Here is a 19,652-nt window from a genome sequence, read left to right on the forward strand (position 1 = left end):
CCCTCAGTAGTTCCGCCACACGAAATACGTCATGAGCGCGAACACACCCAGAATCATGACCAGCGCGTAGTAGTAAATGAACCCGGATTGCAGCCAGCGCACGATGCCAGCGACCCAACCTACCAGTTTCCAGGAGCCGTTTACCACCGCCCCATCGATAACCGTCTGGTCACCAGCCTTCCAGAACACCTTGCCCAGCCGCATGAAGTTGCCCGCAATGCCATTGATCCAGAGCTTGTCCATGTAGTACTTTTCCTCGAACAGGCGGTACACCGGATGCAAGGTGCGCTGGAAGAACGCCGGCACGGCAGGATTGACCATGTAGCAATACCACGCTGCCACCACGCCGCCCAGCGCCAGCCAGAACGGCAGCGTCACGAAACCGTGCAGCGCCAGCTCCAGCCAGCCATGGATGTGGTGTGCCAGGTAGGCCATGGCCGGATGTTTTTCGCCATCCACGAAGATCACACCGTCAAAGAACGGCCCGAACAGGAACTGCATCACGATCCAGCCGATGCACACGGACGGAATGGCCAGCAGCACCAACGGCACGGTCACTACCCACGGCGACTCATGCGGCTTGCCGCCATGGTGGCCATGGTCGTCGTGATGGGCATGCGCATGCGGATCCTGGTCATAGCGCTCCTTGCCGTGGAACACCAGGAAATACATGCGGAATGAATAGAAGGCCGTGATGAACACTCCGGAGACAACGGCCAGATAGGCGACGCCTGACGCCGGCAGATTGCTGGCCCCCACCGCCATGATGATCGCGTCCTTGGAGTAGAAGCCCGAGAAGAACGGCGTACCGATCAGCGCCAGGGAACCCAGCAGCGAAGTGATCCAGGTGATCGGCATGTACTTCCATAGACCACCCATGTAGCGCATGTCTTGATTGTGGTGGCACCCCATGATCACGGAACCGGCGCCCAGGAACAGCAGCGCCTTGAAGAAGGCATGCGTCATCAGGTGGAACACCGCGACATGGTAGGCCGACGCGCCCAGCGCCACCGTCATGTAGCCCAGCTGCGACAGCGTCGAATACGCGACCACCCGCTTGATGTCGTTCTGGATCAGCCCTAGCAGCCCCATGAAGAAGGCCGTGATGGCACCGATGATGAGGATGAAGTTCAGTGCGGTATCTGACAGCTCATACAGCGGCGAGAAACGCGCCACCATGAAGATGCCGGCGGTCACCATCGTCGCGGCGTGGATGAGCGCCGAAATCGGCGTTGGCCCCTCCATGGAGTCCGGCAGCCAGACATGCAGCGGAAACTGCGCCGACTTGCCCATCGCGCCGATGAACAGGCAGATCAGAGCCGCCGTCAGCAGGCTGTAATCGGTACCGGGCAGGTGCAGCGTGGCGAGGTGATCGGCACGCGCGAACACCTCGCTGTAATTGAACGTGCCGACACTTGCAAACAGGAGCCCGATGCCAAGGATGAAGCCAAAATCGCCCACCCGGTTGATCAGAAAGGCCTTCAGATTGGCAAACACCGCCGTGGACTTGGTGTACCAGAAACCAATCAGCAGGTAGGAAACCAGCCCTACGGCCTCCCAGCCAAAGAACAGCTGCAGCATGTTGTTGCTCATCACCAGCATCAACATGGAGAACGTGAACAGCGAGATGTACGAGAAGAACCGGTTGTAGCCCGGATCGTCGTGCATATAGCCGATGGTGTAGATGTGCACCATCAGTGACACAAAGGTCACCACGACCATCATCATCGCCGACAGGCTGTCGATCTGAAAGCCGACCTCCATCACGACATTGCCAAGCGCCGCCCACTGGTAGATGGTTTCATTGAGCACAGGCGCGCCGTTGACGACTTTCCACAGCGTCGCCAACGAGATCAGCAGCGCGATGAAGACGCCGGCGATGGTGATGCTGTGCCCGGCCTTACGGCCGAGCAGGTTGCCTCCCATGGCGGTGCCGAAGATGCCGACGATGGCCGCGCCAATCAGCGGTGCCAGCGGCACCCAGAGCAAGGTTGCGGCGGAGAGTGTTGGTGTCATTTCTGTGTCTTCCCTCTGCTTAACCCTTGAGCGTCGTCAGCTCATCCGCGCTGATGCTGGTGCGCGCACGGAACAGCTGCACCAGGATCGCCAGGCCGATGGCGGCCTCGGCAGCCGCCACCGTCATGATGAAGAAGACGAATACCTGGCCGTGCAAATCGCCCAGATAGTGCGAGAACGCGACGAAGTTCATGTTGACGGCCAACAACATCAGCTCGATGGCCATCAGCAGCACGATCAGATTCTTGCGATTCAGATAGATGCCTATCACCGAGATCGCAAAAAGTAGCGCGCCCAGCGACAGAAAGTGCCCCAGCGTCAAGCTCATGACTTCTTCTCCTCTTGTGCGGCATCGCCTGCGGCCTGCGTGGCTTCGTCGTCGCCGGCCGGCGCGCGAACGGGCTCCATCTGCACGATGCGCAGACGATCCTGCGCCTTGACATGGATCTGCAGCGACGGATCGATGATCTTGGTGTCATCGCGCCGGCGCAGCGTCAGCGCAATCGCGGCAATCATGCCTACCAGCAATATCACCCCGGCCACCTGGATCGGCAACACGTACTCGCTGTACATCAGCATGCCCAGCTGGCGGGTGTTGTTGTAGTCGGGATCCAGCGCAATGGCCTCGCCCGCCGCGTCCGTGGTGGGAAAGCCCACCCACAGCACGGCAATCATCTGGCCGACCACGAAGGCGAAGATCAGCAGCGCCACCGGCCACTGCTTCTTGAACTGGCCCTGCATCCGCTCGATGCGCACATCCAGCATCATCACGACGAACAGGAACAGCACCATCACCGCGCCCAAATAGACCATCACCAGCAAAATAGCCAGAAACTCGGCACGCAGCAGCAGCCAGATGCCGGCCGCCTGCGAAAAGGCGAAGATCAGGTACAGCACCGCATGCACCGGATTGCGCGCGGTGATTACGCGCACCGCCGCAAACAGCAGCAGCACTGCGAATACGTAGAAAAAAACGGTTCTGACGTCCATGACTGGCTTCTCTAGGAACTGACCAACACGCCAATGCGTGCGGGCACAGGGCAAGGCGCAACGCACCTTGCGCGGGATGGTTCAACCGGGTATCACTGTCTTTCGTACCACATGGCCTGTCGCGGCAGCGGATGCCGCCGCAACCGCCACACGGCGCTAGCGGTAAGGTGCATCTGCAGCCTTGGCCGCCGCAATCTCCTTCTCGTAACGATCACCCACCGCCAGCAGCATTTCCTTGGTGAAATACAGGTCACCGCGCTTCTCGCCGTGGTACTCGAGAATCTGGGTTTCGACGATGGAGTCCACCGGGCAGCTCTCCTCGCAGAAACCGCAGAAGATGCACTTGGTCAGATCGATGTCATAGCGGGTGGTGCGGCGCGTGCCGTCGTCGCGCACATCGGACTCGATGGTGATGGCCTGCGCCGGGCATACCGCCTCGCACAGCTTGCAGGCAATGCAGCGCTCCTCCCCGTTCTCGTAACGCCGCAGCGCATGCAGGCCGCGAAACCGCGGCGACAGCGGCGTCTTTTCCTCCGGAAACTGCACGGTAACGTGTGGGGAGAACGCATAGCGTCCCGTCAGCACCATGCCTTTGAGCAGTTCCCAGAGCATGAAGCTCTTGAAAAAATCCTTCAGCGAGAAGGCGTGCTCGGGCACATGCGCAGCAGTGCCCCTGGATTGCGTTTCAGTCGTGGTTTCAGCCATGTGCGCGCTCCATCACTGTTGAGGCCAGATGTTGAAGGGGGAGAACAGCCAGATGCCGACCACCACCACCCACACCAGCGTCAGCGGGATAAAAATCTTCCAGCCCAGGCGCATCACCTGGTCATAGCGGAACCGCGGGAACGTGCCACGGATCCAGATGAACCAGGTCACCACCAGCGCCGCCTTCAGCCCCAGCCAGAGCCAGCCGGGAATGAACTCGAGAAAACCGACCGGCGCGTCCCAGCCACCGAGAAACAGGATGGCCGCCAGGAAGGACACCAGCCACATGCTGGTGTACTCGGCCAGAAAGAAGATGGCAAAGCCCATGCCGGAGTACTCGACCATGTGGCCAGCCACCAGCTCGGCCTCGCTCTCGACCATGTCGAACGGGTGGCGGTTGGTCTCGGCCACCACCGAGATCATGTAGACGACGAACAGTGGCAGCAGCGGCAGCCAGTTCCAGGACAGGAAGTTCAGCCCCATGTCCTGGAAAATGCCAACCTGCTGTACCGCCACGATGTCCGAGAGGTTCATGCTGGCCGACACCATCACCACCGCCAGGAAGCAGAAGCCCAGTGCAATCTCGTAGCTGATCATCTGCGCCGAAGCACGGATGGCGCCGAGAAACGGGTATTTCGAGTTCGAAGCCCAACCGGCAATGATGACGCCATAGACCTCGATCGAGGTGATCGCCATGATCAGCAGAACGCCGGCATGCACATTCGCCAAGGCCATGTCGGGGCCGAACGGAATCACCGCCCAGGCCGCCAGCGCAGGCGTGATGGCCAGCACTGGCCCCAGCAGGTAAAGCTTGAAGCTGGCATTGGTCGGGCGAATGATCTCCTTGGTCAACAGCTTCAGGCCATCGGCCATCGGCTGCAGCAACCCCCACGGGCCCAGCCGGTTGGGGCCGTAGCGCACCTGGATCCAGCCGAGGAACTTGCGTTCCCACAGCGTGAGATACGCTACTGCCAACAGCAGCGGCGCCACGATCAGCACAATCTTGATGAGGTTCCAGACCACCGGCCAGGCAATGCCGCCGAGCGTGTCCGCGCCCCAGTTGTAGAACGAATCGATCATGTCGGCGTTACCTCTTCGTATGCGTGACGCGGTGCACGCTCGCCTGCTTCATCATCCGATACGGCGGCCAGTCCCGCCAGCGGCCCCAGCTTGGCGTCACGCGTTTCCTGCAGCGCAGGTGCACGCCGCACCAAACCATCGAGCTGGTAGATGGTCGCCACCACCGGCTCCGCCTGGGCTGGCGCCACCACGATGTCGTCGATGTCTGCCGCGTTGCTGAGCACCGACTCGGGAAGAAAGTCCTGCTTGCCGCCATTGAAGGCACGACTGAGGACCTGCAATGAGTCTTCGTAATCGAACCCGGGCAGACCCAGCAGATTGCCCAGCACGCGCAACACCTTCCAGGCCGGACGCGTCTCGCCCAGCGGACGCACGACCGCGTGAAAACTCTGCACGCGCGCTTCGGCATTCACGAACGTACCGGACGTTTCCGTAAACGGGGCAATGGGCAGCAGCACATCGGAAAACGCAAGATTGGTCTTGAACGGGCTGAGCGTGACCACCATGTCTGCCTGCTGCAGTCCGGTAGCAGCGGCCTGCCCTGCGGCACTGTCAAAAACCGGCTCGGTGTTGAGCAGCAGCGCGGCCTTCAGACCACCAACGAGCATCTGCGCCGCATGCATGCCACCTGCCTGCGGAAAGGCCTTGGCCCACTGCGCACCGACGGTGTTGGCCGCTTCCGTCAAGAAGCCAACGCTGGCGCCGATCTGCTCACCCAGCCAGTTGGCAATGGCCAGCAGTTCAGTAGCCTGCGGATGGTGTGCTGCCGCATTGCCCAGCAAAATGGCCTTGTGCGCGCCTGCGCCTGCCAGCAGTTGCTTGGCCGCGGCAGCGTCGCCCTCGGCCGCCATACCGGCAACCGGCGCCTGCACGCCCTTTTGTTCGGCCACTGCGGACGCCAGCCCGGCCAGCGCGGCCAGCCAGTCGCGGCTGGGCACGCACCAGCTGTGCGCCAGGGGCATGGCCCAGTCGTAGCGCTTGTCGGAAAAGGCGTAGATCTGCGCCCCGCCCCGCGTGGCGTGGCGCAGCCGCGCCGCAAACAGCGGATGGTCCTTGCGAATGTTGGAGCCGATCACCAGCGCCTGTTCCATGGTCGACAGCGATGCAATCGATGTGCCCAGCCAACGCACACCCTGTGGCGCCCGGAAGTCGGCATGGCGCAGGCGGTAATCGATGTTGTCGCTGCCCAGGCCATCGAGCAGCTGGCGTGCCAGCAGTAGCTCTTCAAGGGTGCTGTGCGGGCTGACCAGGGCGCCAATGGCATTGGCACCATGCTCGGCCCTGATTGCGCTCAAGCCATTGGCCACATATTCCAGTGCCTGCTGCCAGGACGCCTCCTGCCAGACGCCACCCTGCTTGATCAATGGCACCGTCAGGCGCTCCGGGCTGTTGAGCGCTTCATAGGAAAAACGGTCGCGATCGGCAATCCAGCATTCGTTGACCGCCTCGTTCTCGAACGGCAGCACGCGCATCACGCGATGGTTCTTGACCTGCACGATCAGGTTGGCTCCCGAGGAGTCATGGGGTGCCACCGACTTGCGGCGCGACAGCTCCCAGGCCCGTGCCTGATAGCGAAACGGCTTGCTCGTCAGCGCGCCGACCGGGCAGATGTCGATCATGTTGCCCGAGAGTTCCGAGTCGACGGTGTCGCCCTTGACGGTGGTGATCTCGGAATGCTCGCCGCGGTTGATCATGCCCAGCTCCATCACGCCGGCCACTTCCTGGCCAAAGCGCACGCAGCGCGTGCACTGGATGCAGCGGCTCATCTCCTCCATGGAGATCAGCGGGCCTACATTCTTGTGGAGGATGACACGCTTTTCCTCCTGGTAACGCGAACTGCCCTTGCCATAGCCAACGGCCAGATCCTGTAGCTGGCATTCCCCCCCCTGGTCGCAGATCGGGCAGTCCAGCGGGTGATTGATGAGCAGGAACTCCATCACCGCCTGCTGCGCCTGCGTCGCCTTGGCGCTGGCGGTGCGCACGATCATGCCTTGCGTCACTGGCGTGGCGCAAGCCGGCAAGGCCTTGGGTGCCTTTTCGACGTCCACCAGACACATGCGGCAATTGGCCGCGATGGAGAGCTTCTTGTGGTAGCAGAAATGCGGAATGTAGGTGCCTGCCTTCTCGGCGGCATGCATGATCATGCTGCCCTCGGCGACCTCCACCTTCTTGCCATCGAGTTCGATTTCAACCATGGGGTCTCCTTCAAGCTGCCGCGCGTTCGGCGGCATTTGCAGCCGCAGCTGCGGCCAGTGCACCAGCCAGGCCAGGCTGCAGCGGCGCGGTTACCGGCGCGGGCGCGGCGGCTGCGATCTTGGCCTCGAACTCATGGCGGAAGTGCTTCAGCATGGCTCGCACCGGCATGGCTGCCGCATCGCCCAGGGCGCAGATGGTGCGCCCCATGATGTTGCCGGCAACGTTGTCGAGCAGCTCAAGATCCCCTGGACGCCCCTGCCCTTCCAGGATGCGGTGCACGACCCGCGACAGCCAGCCCGTGCCTTCGCGGCATGGCGTGCACTGGCCGCAGGACTCGTGCGCATAGAAGTAAGACAGCCGCGCCAGCGCCTCGACCATGCAGCGGGTGTCGTCCATCACGATGACCGCACCAGAGCCAAGCATCGAGCCGGCCTTGGCAATGGAGTCGTAGTCCATCGTGCACTCCATCATGATGTCGGCCGGAATAACCGGAGAGGAGGACCCACCCGGAATCACGGCCTTGAGCGTGCGGCCAGGGCGCATGCCGCCAGCGAGCTCCAGCAGCTTGGCAAACGGCGTGCCCAGCGGAACCTCGTAGTTGCCTGGCCACTGCACGTCACCGCTGACGGAGAAGATCTTGGTGCCGCCATTGTTGGGCTTGCCGCACGCCAAGTAGGCCTCACCGCCGTTGCGCACAATCCATGGCACAGCAGCAAATGTCTCGGTGTTGTTGATGGTTGTGGGCTTGCCATACAGACCGAAACTTGCCGGAAACGGCGGCTTGAAGCGCGGCTGGCCCTTCTTGCCCTCGAGCGACTCGAGCAACGCGGTTTCCTCGCCACAGATATAGGCGCCAAACCCGTGGTGGGCATGCAGTTGAAAGTTGAAGCCACTGCCAAGAATGTCCTCGCCCAGGTAGCCGGCTGCCCGGGCCTCTTCCAGCGCCTCCTCGAAACGCTCGTAGGCCTCGAAGATCTCGCCGTGGATGTAGTTGTAACCCACGCTGGCGCCCATGGTGTAGCCAGCGAGAATCATCCCCTCGATGACGATGTGCGGGTTGTACAGCAGGATGTCGCGGTCCTTGCAGGTGCCGGGTTCCCCCTCGTCGGAATTGCACACCACGTACTTCTGGCCGGGAAAGCTGCGCGGCATGAAGCTCCATTTCAGACCGGTAGGAAAGCCCGCCCCGCCCCGCCCGCGCAGCGACGATGCCTTGAGCAGCGCGACCATGTCGTCTTGCGACAGCCCGGCGCCGCCGTCCTTGCCCAGCACCTTTCTGAGCGCGCTGTAGCCGCCGCGCTTTTCGTAGTCGGCCAGACGCCAGTTCTCGCCATTGAGTTCGGCGTAGATCTGCGGATTGATGTGGCGGCCGTGAAAGCAGGTCTCACGACCCGTTGCCTTGAACCGTTTCAGCTTGTCATGCAGATTCATGAATTGGCCTCCTCGCGCAGCACGTCGACCAGTTCGTCGAGGCGCTCGTTGCTCATGAAGCTGCACATGTCGCGGTCATTGACCAGCATGACCGGCGCATCGGCGCAGGCACCCAGGCATTCGCACTGCTGCAGCGTGAAAAGGCCATCGGCCGTGGTGTCGCCCATGTGCACCTTCAGGCGCTCTTCCAGATGGTGCAGCGCCTCCTTGGCGCCGCGCAGCTGGCAGGGCAGATTGGTGCAGACAGCCAGCTTGAACTTGCCGACTGGCTGCTGGTTGTACATGTTGTAGAACGTCGTGACCTCGTGCACCGCGATCTCGGGCATTTCCAGATACTCGGCAATGAACGCCTCGCTCTCCTGGCTGATCCAGCCCTGCTCTTCCTGCACGATCGACAGGCACGCCATCACGGCCGACTGCTTGCGCTCCGGCGGGTACTTGGCGACCTCGCGCGCAAACCGCGCTATGGTGGCTTCGGTGATCATCGGTCAACCTCCCCAAACACAATATCCAGCGAGCCCAGAATCATCACCGCGTCCGACAGCATGTAGCCACGCGCCATCGCATCCATGGCCGACAGATGCGCAAAGCCCGGCGCGCGAATCTTCAGCCGGTATGGCTTGTTCGCGCCGTCGCTGATGATGTAGATGCCGAACTCGCCTTTGGGATGCTCGACGGCAGCGTAGGTCTCACCCTCGGGCACCTTGAAGCCTTCGGTAAACAGCTTGAAATGGTGAATCAGGTCTTCCATGCCCGATTTCATCGCCGCGCGCGGTGGCGGTGCCACCTTGCGGTTGTCGGTGATGACAGGGCCCGGATTGGCGCGCAGCCAGTCCACGCACTGCTTGATGATGCGGTTGGACTCGCGCATTTCCTGCATGCGCACCAGATAGCGGTCGTAGCAATCGCCAGACACCCCTACCGGCACGTCAAACTCGACGCGGTCGTAAACGTCATAGGGCTGCGTCTTGCGCATGTCCCAAGCAATGCCTGAGCCACGCAGCATCGGCCCGGTCATCCCCAGGTTGAGCGCATCTTCCGGACTCACGACACCAATGCCGACAGTGCGCTGCTTCCAGATTCGGTTGTCGGTCAACAGCGTCTCGTACTCGTCAACACACTTGGGAAAGCGCTGCGTGAAATCCTCGATGAAGTCCAGCAAGCTGCCTTGGCGGTTGCGGTTCATGGCCTCCAGACTGCGCTTGTTGCGGACCTTGGAAGCCTTGTACTGCGGCATCGAGTCCGGCAGATCTCGATACACGCCACCGGGACGGAAATAGGCGGCATGCATGCGCGCGCCAGAGACAGCCTCATACATGTCGAACAGGTCCTCACGCTCGCGGAAGGCGTAGATGAGAATGGTCGAGCTGCCGGCATCGTTGCCATTGCCACCCAGCCACATCAGGTGGTTGAGGATGCGCGTGATCTCGGCAAACATGACGCGGATGTACTGCGCCCGCAATGGGACCTCAATACCCAAGAGCTTCTCGATGGCCAGGCAGTAGGCATGCTCGTTGCACATCATCGAGACGTAGTCCAGTCGATCCATGTACGGCAGCGACTGGATGTACGTCTTGTGCTCGGCCAGTTTCTCGGTCGCGCGATGCAGCAGACCGATGTGGGGATCGGCGCGTTGCACAACCTCCCCGTCGAGTTCCAGCACCAGGCGCAACACCCCGTGTGCGGCCGGATGTTGGGGCCCGAAGTTCAGCGAGTAGTTCTTGATTTCAGCCATAGTCCAATCTCACCAATGCGGCAGCGCCGCAATCAGTGCAGCCTCCCGTATTTCTCCTCGCGGATCACGCGCGGCGTCGTCTCGCGCGGCTCGATCGTCACGGGCTGGTAGACAACGCGTCGCTGCGCCTCGTCGTAACGCATCTCGACATGTCCGGAGAGCGGAAAATCCTTGCGGAACGGGTGACCGATGAAGCCGTAGTCCGTGAGAATGCGACGCAGGTCATCATGGCCCTCGAACAGGATGCCGAACAGGTCGAAGGCTTCGCGCTCAAACCAGTTGGCCGAGCGCCAGATGCCGGTCAGTGACGGCAGTATGGGCAACTCGTCATCCTCGGCCAGACAGCGCACCCGCACGCGCTGGTTCAGGGTGATCGACAGCAGCTGCACCACCACACCGAAACGCGGCCCCTCCCACGCGCCATTGCCGTACTCGGAATAATCGACGCCGCACAAGTCCACCAGAATCTCGAACTTGCACTCGGGCGCCTGCTGCAGGCGCCGCATCAGCGCCAAGTAGTGCTCGGCCTTGACATCGATGACGACCTGGTCAAGCGACAGATGCACGCTGCGCGCCAGCGCTCCAACCGCGGCCTCGATGGTGGCACGCAGGATTTCCGGACGGATGGCCACATCGCGTGGCCGCAGGACTGGATGATTGGCTACCATGGTTTACACCCGTGCAATCGTGTTGGTGCGGCGCACCTTTTGCTGCAACTGGATAATCCCGTAGAGCAGCGCCTCAGCCGTCGGGGGACATCCCGGCACATAGACATCGACCGGCACCACCCGGTCACAACCCCGGACCACCGAGTAGCTGTAGTGGTAGTAGCCGCCACCATTGGCGCAAGAACCCATCGACACCACCCAGCGGGGCTCGGCCATCTGGTCATAGACCTTGCGCAAGGCCGGCGCCATCTTGTTGCACAGGGTGCCGGCAACAATCATCAGATCCGCCTGGCGCGGACTGGCACGGAACACCTCCGCGCCAAAGCGGGAAATGTCATAACGAGCCGCCGCCACGTGCATCATCTCCACCGCACAGCACGCCAGGCCGAATGTCATCGGCCACAGTGAGCCAGACTTGGCCCAGTTCGCCACCGTGTCGTAGGTCGTGGTGACAAAGCCCTGCTTGAGGACGCCTTCAATCATTTATGCACTCCTTTGGCCGAACCGCGTCGACCGGGGGACCAGAATCATTCCCAGGTCAGGGCACCCTTGGCCCATTCGTAGGCGAAACCCACGACCAGGATGGTCAGAAAAATCAGCACTGTCACGAAGCCGACCAGACCCACGTCGTGCAGCGCTACTGCCCACGGAAAAAGAAATGCGATCTCGAGATCGAACAGGATGAACAGAATCGCGACGAGGTAATAGCGCACGTCGAACTTCATGCGCGCGTCGTCGAACGCCTCGAAGCCACACTCGTAGGGAGAGTTCTTGGCCGGATCAGGACGGGTTGGCCCCAGTATCCATCCCAGCACGAGAGGCAACGCGCCGATCGTTGCGCCAACGATGATGAAGAGCAAAACCGGCAGATATTCTTCGAGATTCATGGGTAGACGCCATCGTGTCGGTTCCGAAGCGACGACATGGCATGTGTCCTTCGGAACTTTTGGAATTATTCAAGAAGCGCTCCGGGCGCTTCCGCTCCACCTGCCTCGTTCAATGCGCCGTGCCGACGTTGTACGCTGTCTCTCAGCACGGCCACTCGAAGCTGCACACCATGAAAACCCTTACAGGAACCCGATGTGCTCAACGGAGCATTCTAGCGGATGCAGACCGGGCTTTCGAACAGACGAAAACAGACGTAAATACCTGACAGCAAATGAGAATTAATCTCAGATGGAGGCATTCCATCTCGCTTTGCGCCAGGCGCCAATGCCTGTGAAATCGCAGCAGTTAGGCTGAGTTAGAGGCGGTAAGGAAGTAACAAAAAGTCGACTTTTTTAGTCTGAATCCAGCCGCGCTTGGCCGACGCAGAACGTGGCAGACCTCCGCCATCCACCAATTGTTGTCACCTATGCGACACCAGGAATCAAGACTACCCGTACCCGCGCCTGGCACGCCGCGCTGGTAAGGCCCGCTGTGTCCACGCAGTCAGCGTTATAGGCAATCTGCACCGCATCTTTTGAGACGCCGTGCACTCCATCAAGCAAGACGAATGCGCCCGCTCGAACAGCTCGGGACCCCAGGCAAGACAGCCTGGGGCATGCGTCCAGCCGCAGGCTGGCTCCCCGGGTTGCCCGCGCGTGCAGCAGTCACCGGCGATGGCTGGAGAACCCCGCACGCCCAGGGGGCGGCGGTTTGCCTTAGAGTTGCCCCCTGTCATGGCGACGCGCCAGTCCATTCCATGGGCCTACAGCGTCACTTGTTGCAACTGCCCCTTTGAGTGAACCCATGAATACATCGCCTGCCAAGGCTGCGACAACGCTTTCCACCGTGCGCATCGGCCTGGTGTCCACCAGTGATCGTGCCAGCGCCGGCACCTACGCGGATGAAGGCATTCCTGCACTGCGCGAGTGGCTGCAAAGCGCCATTCTCAATCCGATCGAATTTCTGCCGCGGCTAATTCCCGACGAGCAGGCGCAGATCGAGGCAACGCTGAAGGAACTGGTGGACAGCGCGCGCTGCGACCTGGTCCTGACGACCGGTGGCACCGGACCGGCGCCGCGCGACGTGACCCCCGATGCGACACTGGCAGTGGCCGAGCGCGTGCTGCCCGGTTTTGGTGAGCAAATGCGCCAGATCAGCCTGCACTTCGTGCCCACCGCCATCCTGTCGCGGCAGGTCGGCGTCATTCGCGGGCAGGCGTTGATCCTCAATCTCCCGGGCCGCCCCCGTGCCATTGCGGAGACGCTTGGAGGCCTGCGCGATGCCGATACTGGCAAGACGCTGGTCCAGGGCATCTTCGCCGCCGTGCCCTACTGTCTGGATCTCATCGGTGCCACCTACGTCGTCACCGATCCGCAGGTATGCGAGGCGTTCCGACCCAAGCAGAAGTGAGCCTTCCGGTGTGCCGCGTTGCCCTGCGCGCAACCGCATGCGCGTGGAACGTACACACGCATCGCCAGAAATGGGAATAGGCATGAAAAAGGCCCCAAAAAGGAGCCTTTGAGGCCAGGAGCGCATCGGACACCCCTGGTGCCGGGGCGATCCGGCTCAGCGCTTCCTGACAGGCGGCAGGTCGGTGCAAACGCCTTCAAAGGCCTCTGCCGCCATGCCGATGGTCTCGCCCAGCGTCGGGTGCGGATGAACGGTCTTGCCGATGTCCACCGCATCCGCGCCCATCTCGATGGCCAGGGCAATCTCGCCGATCATGTCGCCCGCATGCGTGCCAACGATGCCGCCACCGACGATCTGATGCGTCTCCTCAGAGAACAGCAGCTTGGTAAAGCCTTCATCACGTGTATTGGCGATGGCACGGCCCGACGCGCTCCAGGGGAACAAACCTTTCTGGACCTTGATGCCTTGCGCCTTGGCCTGCTCTTCGGTCAGGCCCACCCAAGCCACTTCCGGGTCGGTATAGGCCACGCTGGGGATCACGCGCGCATCGAACGCGGACTTGGCGAGCTTTTCATCCCCCAGTAATTCGCCAGCGATGACCTCGGCAGCCACATGCGCCTCGTGCACCGCCTTGTGCGCCAGCATGGGCTGTCCCACGATGTCGCCAATGGCAAAAATGTGCGGCACATTGGTGCGCATCTGCGCATCCACATCGATGAATCCGCGCTCACCCACCGCCACACCGGCCTTCTCGGCATCGATGCGCTTGCCGTTGGGCGTGCGCCCCACTGCCTGCAGCACCAAATCGTAGGTCTGCGGCTCGGCTGGCGCACCGGCACCCTCGAAGCGGACCCTGATACCCTCGGGCGTGGCCTCGGCAGCCACGGTCTTGGTCTGCAGCATGATGTGGTCGAAGCGGGCCGCATTCATCTTCTGCCAGACCTTGACCAGGTCCCGGTCCGCTCCCTGCATGAGGCCATCCTGCATCTCCACCACATCCAGGCGCGTGCCCAGCGTACTGGAGTAGACGGTGCCCATCTCCAGCCCGATGATGCCGCCACCGATCACCAGCATGCGCTTGGGCGCCTGGCGCAGCTGCAGCGCGCCGGTCGACGTGACGACACGCGGGTCATCAGGCAGAAACGGCAGCTTCACTGCCTCGGAGCCTGCGGCAATGATGGCGCGCTTGAACGCCACCGTCTGACTGCCGCCAGCTTCCAGCTGCACCATCAGCTGGTTGGCACCGACAAACGTGCCCTTGCCCCGCAGCACCGTGACCTTGCGCATCTTGGCCATCGCGGCCAGACCACCGGTGAGCTTGGCAACGACTTTTTCCTTGTGTGCGCGCAACTTGTCGACGTCGACCTCGGGCTTGGCAAAGCGCACGCCCAGATCGGCAAGATGACTGGCCTCGTCCATCACCGCGGCCACATGCAGCAGCGCCTTGGACGGTATGCATCCAACGTTCAGACACACGCCGCCGAGCGTTGGGTAACGCTCGACCAATACGACGCGCAGACCCAGGTCAGCGGCACGGAATGCCGCGGAATACCCGCCGGGGCCGGCCCCCAGCACCAGTACGTCGCACTGCACATCGGCATCGCCGTTAAAGCTGGCTGCAGCCGGAGCGGGCGAGGAAGCCTTCTGCGCCGATGGCGCTGGCGCCGGTGCCGTTTGTGGCGCCGGGCCGGCGGCTGCAGGTTGACTCTGCTCGGCTTCGAGCACGAGAATCACCGAGCCCTCGCTGACCTTGTCGCCCAGCTTGACCTTGAGTTCCTTGACGGTGCCGGCGGCGCTGGAGGGAATCTCCATTGAGGCCTTGTCGGACTCAACCGTAATCAGGCTTTGTTCGGCCTGCACGGTATCGCCCTCCTTGACCAGCACCTCAATCACGGTCACTTCCGCGAAATCGCCGATATCGGGGACCTTGACTTGCACATCTGCCATGTTCGGTCTCCCTTCTTACAGCATCACACGGCGGAAGTCCGCCAGAACCTGTGCCAGATAGGCATTGAAGCGTGCCGCAGCAGCACCGTCGATGACGCGGTGGTCGTAGGACAGCGACAGCGGGCACATCAACCGCGGCGTGAACTCCTTGCCATTCCACACCGGTTTCATGGCCGAACGGCTGACCCCGAGGATGGCCACCTCCGGCGCGTTGATGATGGGCGTGAAGTGGGTGCCACCAATGCCTCCCAGCGAGGAAATCGAGAAGCACCCACCGGTCATGTCAGCCGGGCCCAGCTTGCCTGCGCGTGCCTTGGCCGACAACTCGGCCATTTCCCGCGCGATCTCGGTCAACCCCTTCTGGTCTGCATGCTTGATGACGGGCACCACGAGCCCGTTAGGCGTATCGGCCGCAAAGCCGATGTTGAAATACTTCTTGTAGACCAGGTTGTCGCCATCGAGCGAGGCGTTGAACTCGGGGAATTTCCTGAGCGCCGCCACCGTTGCCTTGATCAGGAAGGTCAGCAACGTGAATTTGACGTCGCTCTTGGCCTTGGCGTTTTCCGCATTGAGCTGCACGCGCAGCGCTTCCAGCTCGGTGATGTCCGCTTCCTCGTTGTTGGTGACGTGTGGAATCACCACCCAGTTGCGCGCCAGGTTCGCCCCCGAAATCTTCTTGATGCGCGACAGCGGCTTGGTCTCAATCTCGCCGAACTTGGCGAAATCGACCTTGGGCCAGGGCAGCAGCTCCAGCCCCACGCCAGCGCCCGACAATCCACTGGTGGAACGCGCTGCCGACGAGCCCGCCATCACCGACTTGACGAAGTTCTGCACGTCCTCCTGCGTGATGCGACCCTTGGGTCCGCTGCCCTTGACCTGCTCCAGCGGAACACCCAGCTCGCGCGCGAACTTGCGCACTGACGGCGAGGCATGCGGCAGCTTGCTGCTCGGCGGCGTTTCGGCGGGCCTGTGCGCAGCAACAGGGACATTCGCAGCAACGGGGGCCTCTGCAGCAGGTGCGGCAGCAGCAGCGGGCGGCTGTGCGGCGGGAGGTTCAGCGGGCGCAGCGGCGGCGCTGCCCTTGAGTACTGCCACGAGATCGCCCTTGTTGACCTTGTCACCCACCTTGACGGCCAGCGACTCGACCACGCCGGCCGCACTGGAGGGGATCTCCATCGAAGCCTTGTCGGACTCGACGGTGATCAGGCTCTGTTCGGCCTTGACGGTGTCACCTTCCTTGACCAGTACCTCAATGACCGCCACGTCGCTGAAATCGCCGATGTCCGGCACGCGCACCTCGACCGTCTGCGCTGCGGGAGCTTCGGCAGGCGCCTGGACAGCTGCGGGCGCCGGCGCCGCAGGCTGCGCGGCAGGAGCGGAAGCGGCGGTATCGGCAGCGGCCTCGGTTTCAAGCTGGACGATCACGCTGCCCTCGCTGACCTTGTCGCCGACCTTGACCTTGACGGCCTTGACCACGCCTGCGTGACTGGACGGGATCTCCATCGACGCCTTGTCCGATTCGACCGTGATCAGGCTCTGCTCGGCCTGTACGGTGTCGCCCTCCTTGACCAGCACCTCAATCACGGCAACCTCGTCGAAGTCGCCGATGTCAGGAACCTTGATGTCTGTAATCGCCATGTTCGTCTCCTTGCCCCATCACGCGTGCAGCGGGTTGATCTTGTCGGCCTTGATGCCATACTTCTCGATGGCTTCGGCCACCTTCGCGACCGGCAAAGCACCCTCTTCCGCCAGCGCCTTCAGCGCGGCCACGACGATATAGTGGCGGTTGATCTCGAAGTGCTCGCGCAGCTTGTAGCGGAAGTCGCTGCGCCCAAAGCCGTCGGTGCCCAGCACCTTGTAGCTGCGCCCCTGCGGAATGAAGGCGCGGATCTGATCGGCGTAGTTCTTCATGTAATCGGTCGAGGCCACCACCGGACCCTGCGTGCGCAAAAGCTGCTGCGTGACAAACGGCACACGTGGCGTCTGCGTCGGATGCAGCATGTTCCAGCGCTCGGCATCCTGGCCTTCGCGCGTGAGCTCGTTGAAGCTTGGGCAGCTCCAGACATCCGCGCCGATGTTCCATTCGGACTCAAGCAACTGCTTGGCGGCGATCGACTCGCGCAGAATGCTGCCCGAGCCCAGCAGATTCACGCGCAGTTGCTTGTCCTCAGCCGCGGGCTGCAACAGGTACATGCCCTTGATGATTTCCTGCTCGGTGCCAGCGATCAGCCCCGGCATGGCGTAGTTCTCGTTGAGCAGCGTGATGTAGTAGAAAACGTTCTCCTGCTTCTCGACCATGCGCTTGAGGCCGTCGTGCATGATGACCGCCACCTCGTGCGCGAACGTCGGGTCGTAGCTGACGCAGTTGGGGATGGTGCCCGCCAGGATGTGGCTGTGACCGTCCTCGTGCTGCAGGCCCTCGCCATTGAGAGTGGTGCGCCCGGAGGTTCCACCCAGCAGGAAGCCGCGCGCCTGCATGTCGCCAGCGGCCCAGGCGAAGTCGCCCACGCGCTGGAAGCCGAACATCGAATAGAACACGTAGAACGGGATCATGATGCGGTTGTTCGTCGAGTACGACGTCGCCGCAGCAATCCACGAGGCCATGCCGCCTGCCTCGTTGATGCCCTCCTGCAGGATCTGGCCCGCCTTGTCCTCCTTGTAGTACATCACCTGGTCCTTGTCGACCGGGGTGTAGAGCTGGCCCTTGGGGTTGTAGATGCCGATCTGGCGGAACAGCCCCTCCATGCCGAAGGTGCGCGCCTCGTCGACCAGGATCGGCACCACACGCGGGCCGAGGGCCTGGTCACGCAACAGCTGGTTCAGAAACCGCACATAGGCCTGCGTGGTGGAAATCTCGCGCCCCTCGGCGGTGGGCTCAAGTACCGCCTTGAAAACTTCCAACGACGGAATCGTGAACTGCTCGCTCGAACGGGTACGCCGCTTGGGCAGATAGCCGCCCAGGGCCTTGCGCCGCTCGTGCAGATACTGCATTTCCGGCGTGTCATCGGCAGGCTTGTAGAACGGAATCTTGGGCAGCTCGCTGTCCGGGATCGGGATGTTGAAGCGATCGCGGAAGTAGCGGATGTCGTCATCGGAGAGCTTCTTGGTCTGGTGGGCGGTATTTTTGCCCTCGCCGCTCTTGCCCATGCCATAGCCCTTGACGGTCTTGACCAGCAGCACCGTCGGCAGGCCGGTGGTGTTGTGGTGGGCCGCGTGGAAGGCCGCATAGACCTTCTGCGCATCATGGCCGCCACGGCGCAACGCCCAGATGTCCTCGTCGCTCATGTGCTCGACCAGCTTGGCCACGCGCGGGTCACGCTCGAAGAAATGCTTGCGTACAAACGCGCCGTCGTTGGCCTTGAACGCCTGATAGTCGCCGTCGAGCGTCTCCATCATGACCTTGCGCAGCGCGCCATCCTTGTCGCGCGCCAGCAGCGGATCCCAGTTGCTGCCCCAGATCAGCTTGATGACATTCCAGCCCGAGCCGCGGAACTCGCCTTCCAGCTCCTGGATGATCTTGCCGTTGCCACGCACCGGACCATCCAGGCGCTGCAGGTTGCAGTTGACAACGAACACCAGATTGTCGAGCCCCTCGCGCGAGGCCATGCTGATGGCGCCCAGCGATTCCGGCTCATCCATCTCACCATCGCCGCAGAACACCCAAACCTTGCGCTGGCTGGTGTCGGCAATACCGCGCGCATGCAGATACTTCAGAAAGCGTGCCTGATAGATAGCCATCAACGGCCCAAGCCCCATCGAGACGGTGGGGAACTGCCAGAAATCGGGCATCAGCTTGGGGTGTGGATAGCTGGAGAGCCCCTTGCCATCAACCTCCTGACGGAAGTTCAGCAACTGCTCCTCGGTCAAGCGTCCCTCCAGAAAGGCGCGCGCATAAATGCCCGGCGAGCTGTGGCCCTGAATGTAGAGCAAGTCGCCGCCATGCGTACCGCCGCTGTCGGTGTCATCGGCGTGCCAGAAATGGTTGAAGCCGGCGGCAAACATGTGTGCCAGCGACTGGAAAGAAGAAATGTGCCCGCCCAGATCTCCTCCGTCTTCCGGATGCAGGCGGTTGGCCTTGACCACCATGGCCATGGCGTTCCAGCGCATGTAGGCGCGCAGGCGGCCTTCAAGCTCCAGATTGCCTGGCGAGCGCGCCTCCTGGTCCGGCTCAATGGTGTTGACATAGCCGGTATTGGCAGAGAACGGCAGATCAATGCTGTTCTGGCGGGCGTGTTCGAGCAGCTGCTCGATCAGGAAATGCGCGCGCTCGGCGCCTTCGCGATCGATCACGGCGGACAGCGCGTCCAGCCATTCACGGGTTTCCTGGGTGTCAGTGTCGGCGGCAGTCAGGGCCGAAATAGCTTGCTGCTTCGCGCTGGATTTGTCGCTCATGAACGTCTCCAAATGATTAAAACCATTTCTGTGCTGGCCATCGCTGTGAATGCACTCGGGGCATGCGCTTGCCTCATGCCCTCTGCTGCAGCACTGCAGCGGCAAAGGCGCGTAGCGGACAGCGACCAGACCAATCTACTATGCCAGCGCACCCG

16 protein-coding genes are annotated in these 19,652 nt (G+C 62.2%); 1 reads left to right on the top strand and 15 read right to left on the bottom strand.

What is annotated here, in order from left to right:
- Positions 1 to 3: 3 nt before the first annotated feature.
- From nuoL to AAV94_RS04990, 12 genes are all read right to left on the bottom strand, one after another.
- Positions 4 to 2,016, bottom strand: coding sequence for an NADH-quinone oxidoreductase subunit L (nuoL, locus tag AAV94_RS04935; RefSeq protein WP_156454346.1), 2,013 nt, complete (start codon positions 2,014 to 2,016; stop codon positions 4 to 6).
- A gap of 19 nt (positions 2,017 to 2,035) precedes the next feature.
- Positions 2,036 to 2,344 (bottom strand): NADH-quinone oxidoreductase subunit NuoK, encoded by a 309-nt coding sequence (gene nuoK / locus AAV94_RS04940; protein ID WP_046741215.1) that lies wholly within the window; start codon positions 2,342 to 2,344, stop codon positions 2,036 to 2,038.
- The gene (locus AAV94_RS04945; protein WP_046741216.1) at positions 2,341 to 3,006 is read right to left on the bottom strand and encodes an NADH-quinone oxidoreductase subunit J; all 666 of its coding nucleotides are present in this window, start codon (positions 3,004 to 3,006) and stop codon (positions 2,341 to 2,343) included. The genes nuoK and AAV94_RS04945 overlap by 4 nt, the downstream gene beginning before the upstream one ends.
- Before the next feature lie 156 nt (positions 3,007 to 3,162).
- Positions 3,163 to 3,711: an NADH-quinone oxidoreductase subunit NuoI gene (gene nuoI, locus AAV94_RS04950; protein ID WP_084824747.1), complete on the bottom strand. Its 549-nt coding sequence runs from the start codon at positions 3,709 to 3,711 to the stop codon at positions 3,163 to 3,165.
- Between the two features lie 12 nt (positions 3,712 to 3,723).
- On the bottom strand, positions 3,724 to 4,791 hold the full coding sequence (nuoH, locus tag AAV94_RS04955) for an NADH-quinone oxidoreductase subunit NuoH (RefSeq protein ID WP_046741217.1): 1,068 nt from the start codon (positions 4,789 to 4,791) through the stop codon (positions 3,724 to 3,726).
- Positions 4,788 to 6,986: an NADH-quinone oxidoreductase subunit NuoG gene (gene nuoG / locus AAV94_RS04960; RefSeq protein WP_084824755.1), complete on the bottom strand. Its 2,199-nt coding sequence runs from the start codon at positions 6,984 to 6,986 to the stop codon at positions 4,788 to 4,790. The genes nuoH and nuoG overlap by 4 nt, the downstream gene beginning before the upstream one ends.
- A gap of 10 nt (positions 6,987 to 6,996) precedes the next feature.
- Entirely contained in the window at positions 6,997 to 8,418 is a 1,422-nt protein-coding gene (nuoF, locus tag AAV94_RS04965) for an NADH-quinone oxidoreductase subunit NuoF (protein WP_084824748.1), read from the bottom strand.
- On the bottom strand, positions 8,415 to 8,903 hold the full coding sequence (gene nuoE, locus AAV94_RS04970) for an NADH-quinone oxidoreductase subunit NuoE (protein ID WP_046741218.1): 489 nt from the start codon (positions 8,901 to 8,903) through the stop codon (positions 8,415 to 8,417). Before nuoE ends, nuoF begins: the two co-directional genes overlap by 4 nt.
- Positions 8,900 to 10,153 carry an NADH-quinone oxidoreductase subunit D gene (locus tag AAV94_RS04975; protein ID WP_046741219.1) on the bottom strand — a complete coding sequence of 418 codons (1,254 nt, stop codon included), beginning with the start codon at positions 10,151 to 10,153 and terminating at the stop codon, positions 8,900 to 8,902. The genes nuoE and AAV94_RS04975 overlap by 4 nt, the downstream gene beginning before the upstream one ends.
- A gap of 32 nt (positions 10,154 to 10,185) precedes the next feature.
- The gene (locus tag AAV94_RS04980; protein WP_046741220.1) at positions 10,186 to 10,821 is read right to left on the bottom strand and encodes an NADH-quinone oxidoreductase subunit C; all 636 of its coding nucleotides are present in this window, start codon (positions 10,819 to 10,821) and stop codon (positions 10,186 to 10,188) included.
- 3 nt (positions 10,822 to 10,824) lie between these two features.
- Positions 10,825 to 11,304 carry a NuoB/complex I 20 kDa subunit family protein gene (locus AAV94_RS04985; protein WP_046741221.1) on the bottom strand — a complete coding sequence of 160 codons (480 nt, stop codon included), beginning with the start codon at positions 11,302 to 11,304 and terminating at the stop codon, positions 10,825 to 10,827.
- 44 nt (positions 11,305 to 11,348) lie between these two features.
- Positions 11,349 to 11,708: an NADH-quinone oxidoreductase subunit A gene (locus AAV94_RS04990; RefSeq protein ID WP_046741222.1), complete on the bottom strand. Its 360-nt coding sequence runs from the start codon at positions 11,706 to 11,708 to the stop codon at positions 11,349 to 11,351.
- An 844-nt stretch (positions 11,709 to 12,552) separates the two neighbouring features.
- On the opposite strand from AAV94_RS04990, the gene mog reads away from it, so the two are divergent.
- Positions 12,553 to 13,158, top strand: coding sequence for a molybdopterin adenylyltransferase (gene mog, locus AAV94_RS04995; RefSeq protein ID WP_046741223.1), 606 nt, complete (start codon positions 12,553 to 12,555; stop codon positions 13,156 to 13,158).
- Between the two features lie 156 nt (positions 13,159 to 13,314).
- Here the strand turns inward: mog and lpdA are convergent, their stop codons facing one another.
- From lpdA to aceE, 3 genes are read right to left on the bottom strand one after another with little or no spacing between them, the layout of a single operon-like run.
- Complete coding sequence (lpdA, locus tag AAV94_RS05000) at positions 13,315 to 15,105, bottom strand: dihydrolipoyl dehydrogenase (protein WP_046741224.1); 1,791 nt, start codon at positions 15,103 to 15,105, stop codon at positions 13,315 to 13,317.
- Between the two features lie 15 nt (positions 15,106 to 15,120).
- A complete protein-coding gene (gene aceF, locus AAV94_RS05005; protein ID WP_046741225.1) occupies positions 15,121 to 16,743 on the bottom strand; it encodes a dihydrolipoyllysine-residue acetyltransferase in 1,623 nt (540 codons plus the stop codon).
- A gap of 18 nt (positions 16,744 to 16,761) precedes the next feature.
- The gene (aceE, locus tag AAV94_RS05010; RefSeq protein ID WP_046741226.1) at positions 16,762 to 19,497 is read right to left on the bottom strand and encodes a pyruvate dehydrogenase (acetyl-transferring), homodimeric type; all 2,736 of its coding nucleotides are present in this window, start codon (positions 19,495 to 19,497) and stop codon (positions 16,762 to 16,764) included.
- Between the last annotated feature and the right edge of the window lie 155 nt (positions 19,498 to 19,652).

Origin of the sequence: Lampropedia cohaerens, assembly GCF_001005215.1 — a bacterium.
Lineage (GTDB): Bacteria > Pseudomonadota > Gammaproteobacteria > Burkholderiales > Burkholderiaceae_C > Lampropedia > Lampropedia cohaerens.

Bases quoted from the DNA above. Each gene is read 5' to 3' on its own strand.
- aceE (WP_046741226.1), bottom strand. From the start codon at position 19,497: ATGAGCGACAAATCCAGCGCGAAGCAGCAAGCTATTTCGGCCCTGACT.
- nuoK (WP_046741215.1), bottom strand. From the start codon at position 2,344: ATGAGCTTGACGCTGGGGCACTTTCTGTCGCTGGGCGCGCTACTTTTT.
- nuoE (WP_046741218.1), bottom strand. From the start codon at position 8,903: ATGATCACCGAAGCCACCATAGCGCGGTTTGCGCGCGAGGTCGCCAAG.
- AAV94_RS04990 (WP_046741222.1), bottom strand. From the start codon at position 11,708: ATGAATCTCGAAGAATATCTGCCGGTTTTGCTCTTCATCATCGTTGGC.
- lpdA (WP_046741224.1), bottom strand. From the start codon at position 15,105: ATGGCAGATGTGCAAGTCAAGGTCCCCGATATCGGCGATTTCGCGGAA.
- mog (WP_046741223.1), top strand. From the start codon at position 12,553: ATGAATACATCGCCTGCCAAGGCTGCGACAACGCTTTCCACCGTGCGC.
- nuoL (WP_156454346.1), bottom strand. From the start codon at position 2,016: ATGACACCAACACTCTCCGCCGCAACCTTGCTCTGGGTGCCGCTGGCA.
- AAV94_RS04945 (WP_046741216.1), bottom strand. From the start codon at position 3,006: ATGGACGTCAGAACCGTTTTTTTCTACGTATTCGCAGTGCTGCTGCTG.
- AAV94_RS04975 (WP_046741219.1), bottom strand. From the start codon at position 10,153: ATGGCTGAAATCAAGAACTACTCGCTGAACTTCGGGCCCCAACATCCG.
- nuoI (WP_084824747.1), bottom strand. From the start codon at position 3,711: ATGGCTGAAACCACGACTGAAACGCAATCCAGGGGCACTGCTGCGCAT.
- AAV94_RS04980 (WP_046741220.1), bottom strand. From the start codon at position 10,821: ATGGTAGCCAATCATCCAGTCCTGCGGCCACGCGATGTGGCCATCCGT.
- nuoF (WP_084824748.1), bottom strand. From the start codon at position 8,418: ATGAATCTGCATGACAAGCTGAAACGGTTCAAGGCAACGGGTCGTGAG.
- aceF (WP_046741225.1), bottom strand. From the start codon at position 16,743: ATGGCGATTACAGACATCAAGGTTCCTGACATCGGCGACTTCGACGAG.
- nuoG (WP_084824755.1), bottom strand. From the start codon at position 6,986: ATGGTTGAAATCGAACTCGATGGCAAGAAGGTGGAGGTCGCCGAGGGC.
- nuoH (WP_046741217.1), bottom strand. From the start codon at position 4,791: ATGATCGATTCGTTCTACAACTGGGGCGCGGACACGCTCGGCGGCATT.
- AAV94_RS04985 (WP_046741221.1), bottom strand. From the start codon at position 11,304: ATGATTGAAGGCGTCCTCAAGCAGGGCTTTGTCACCACGACCTACGAC.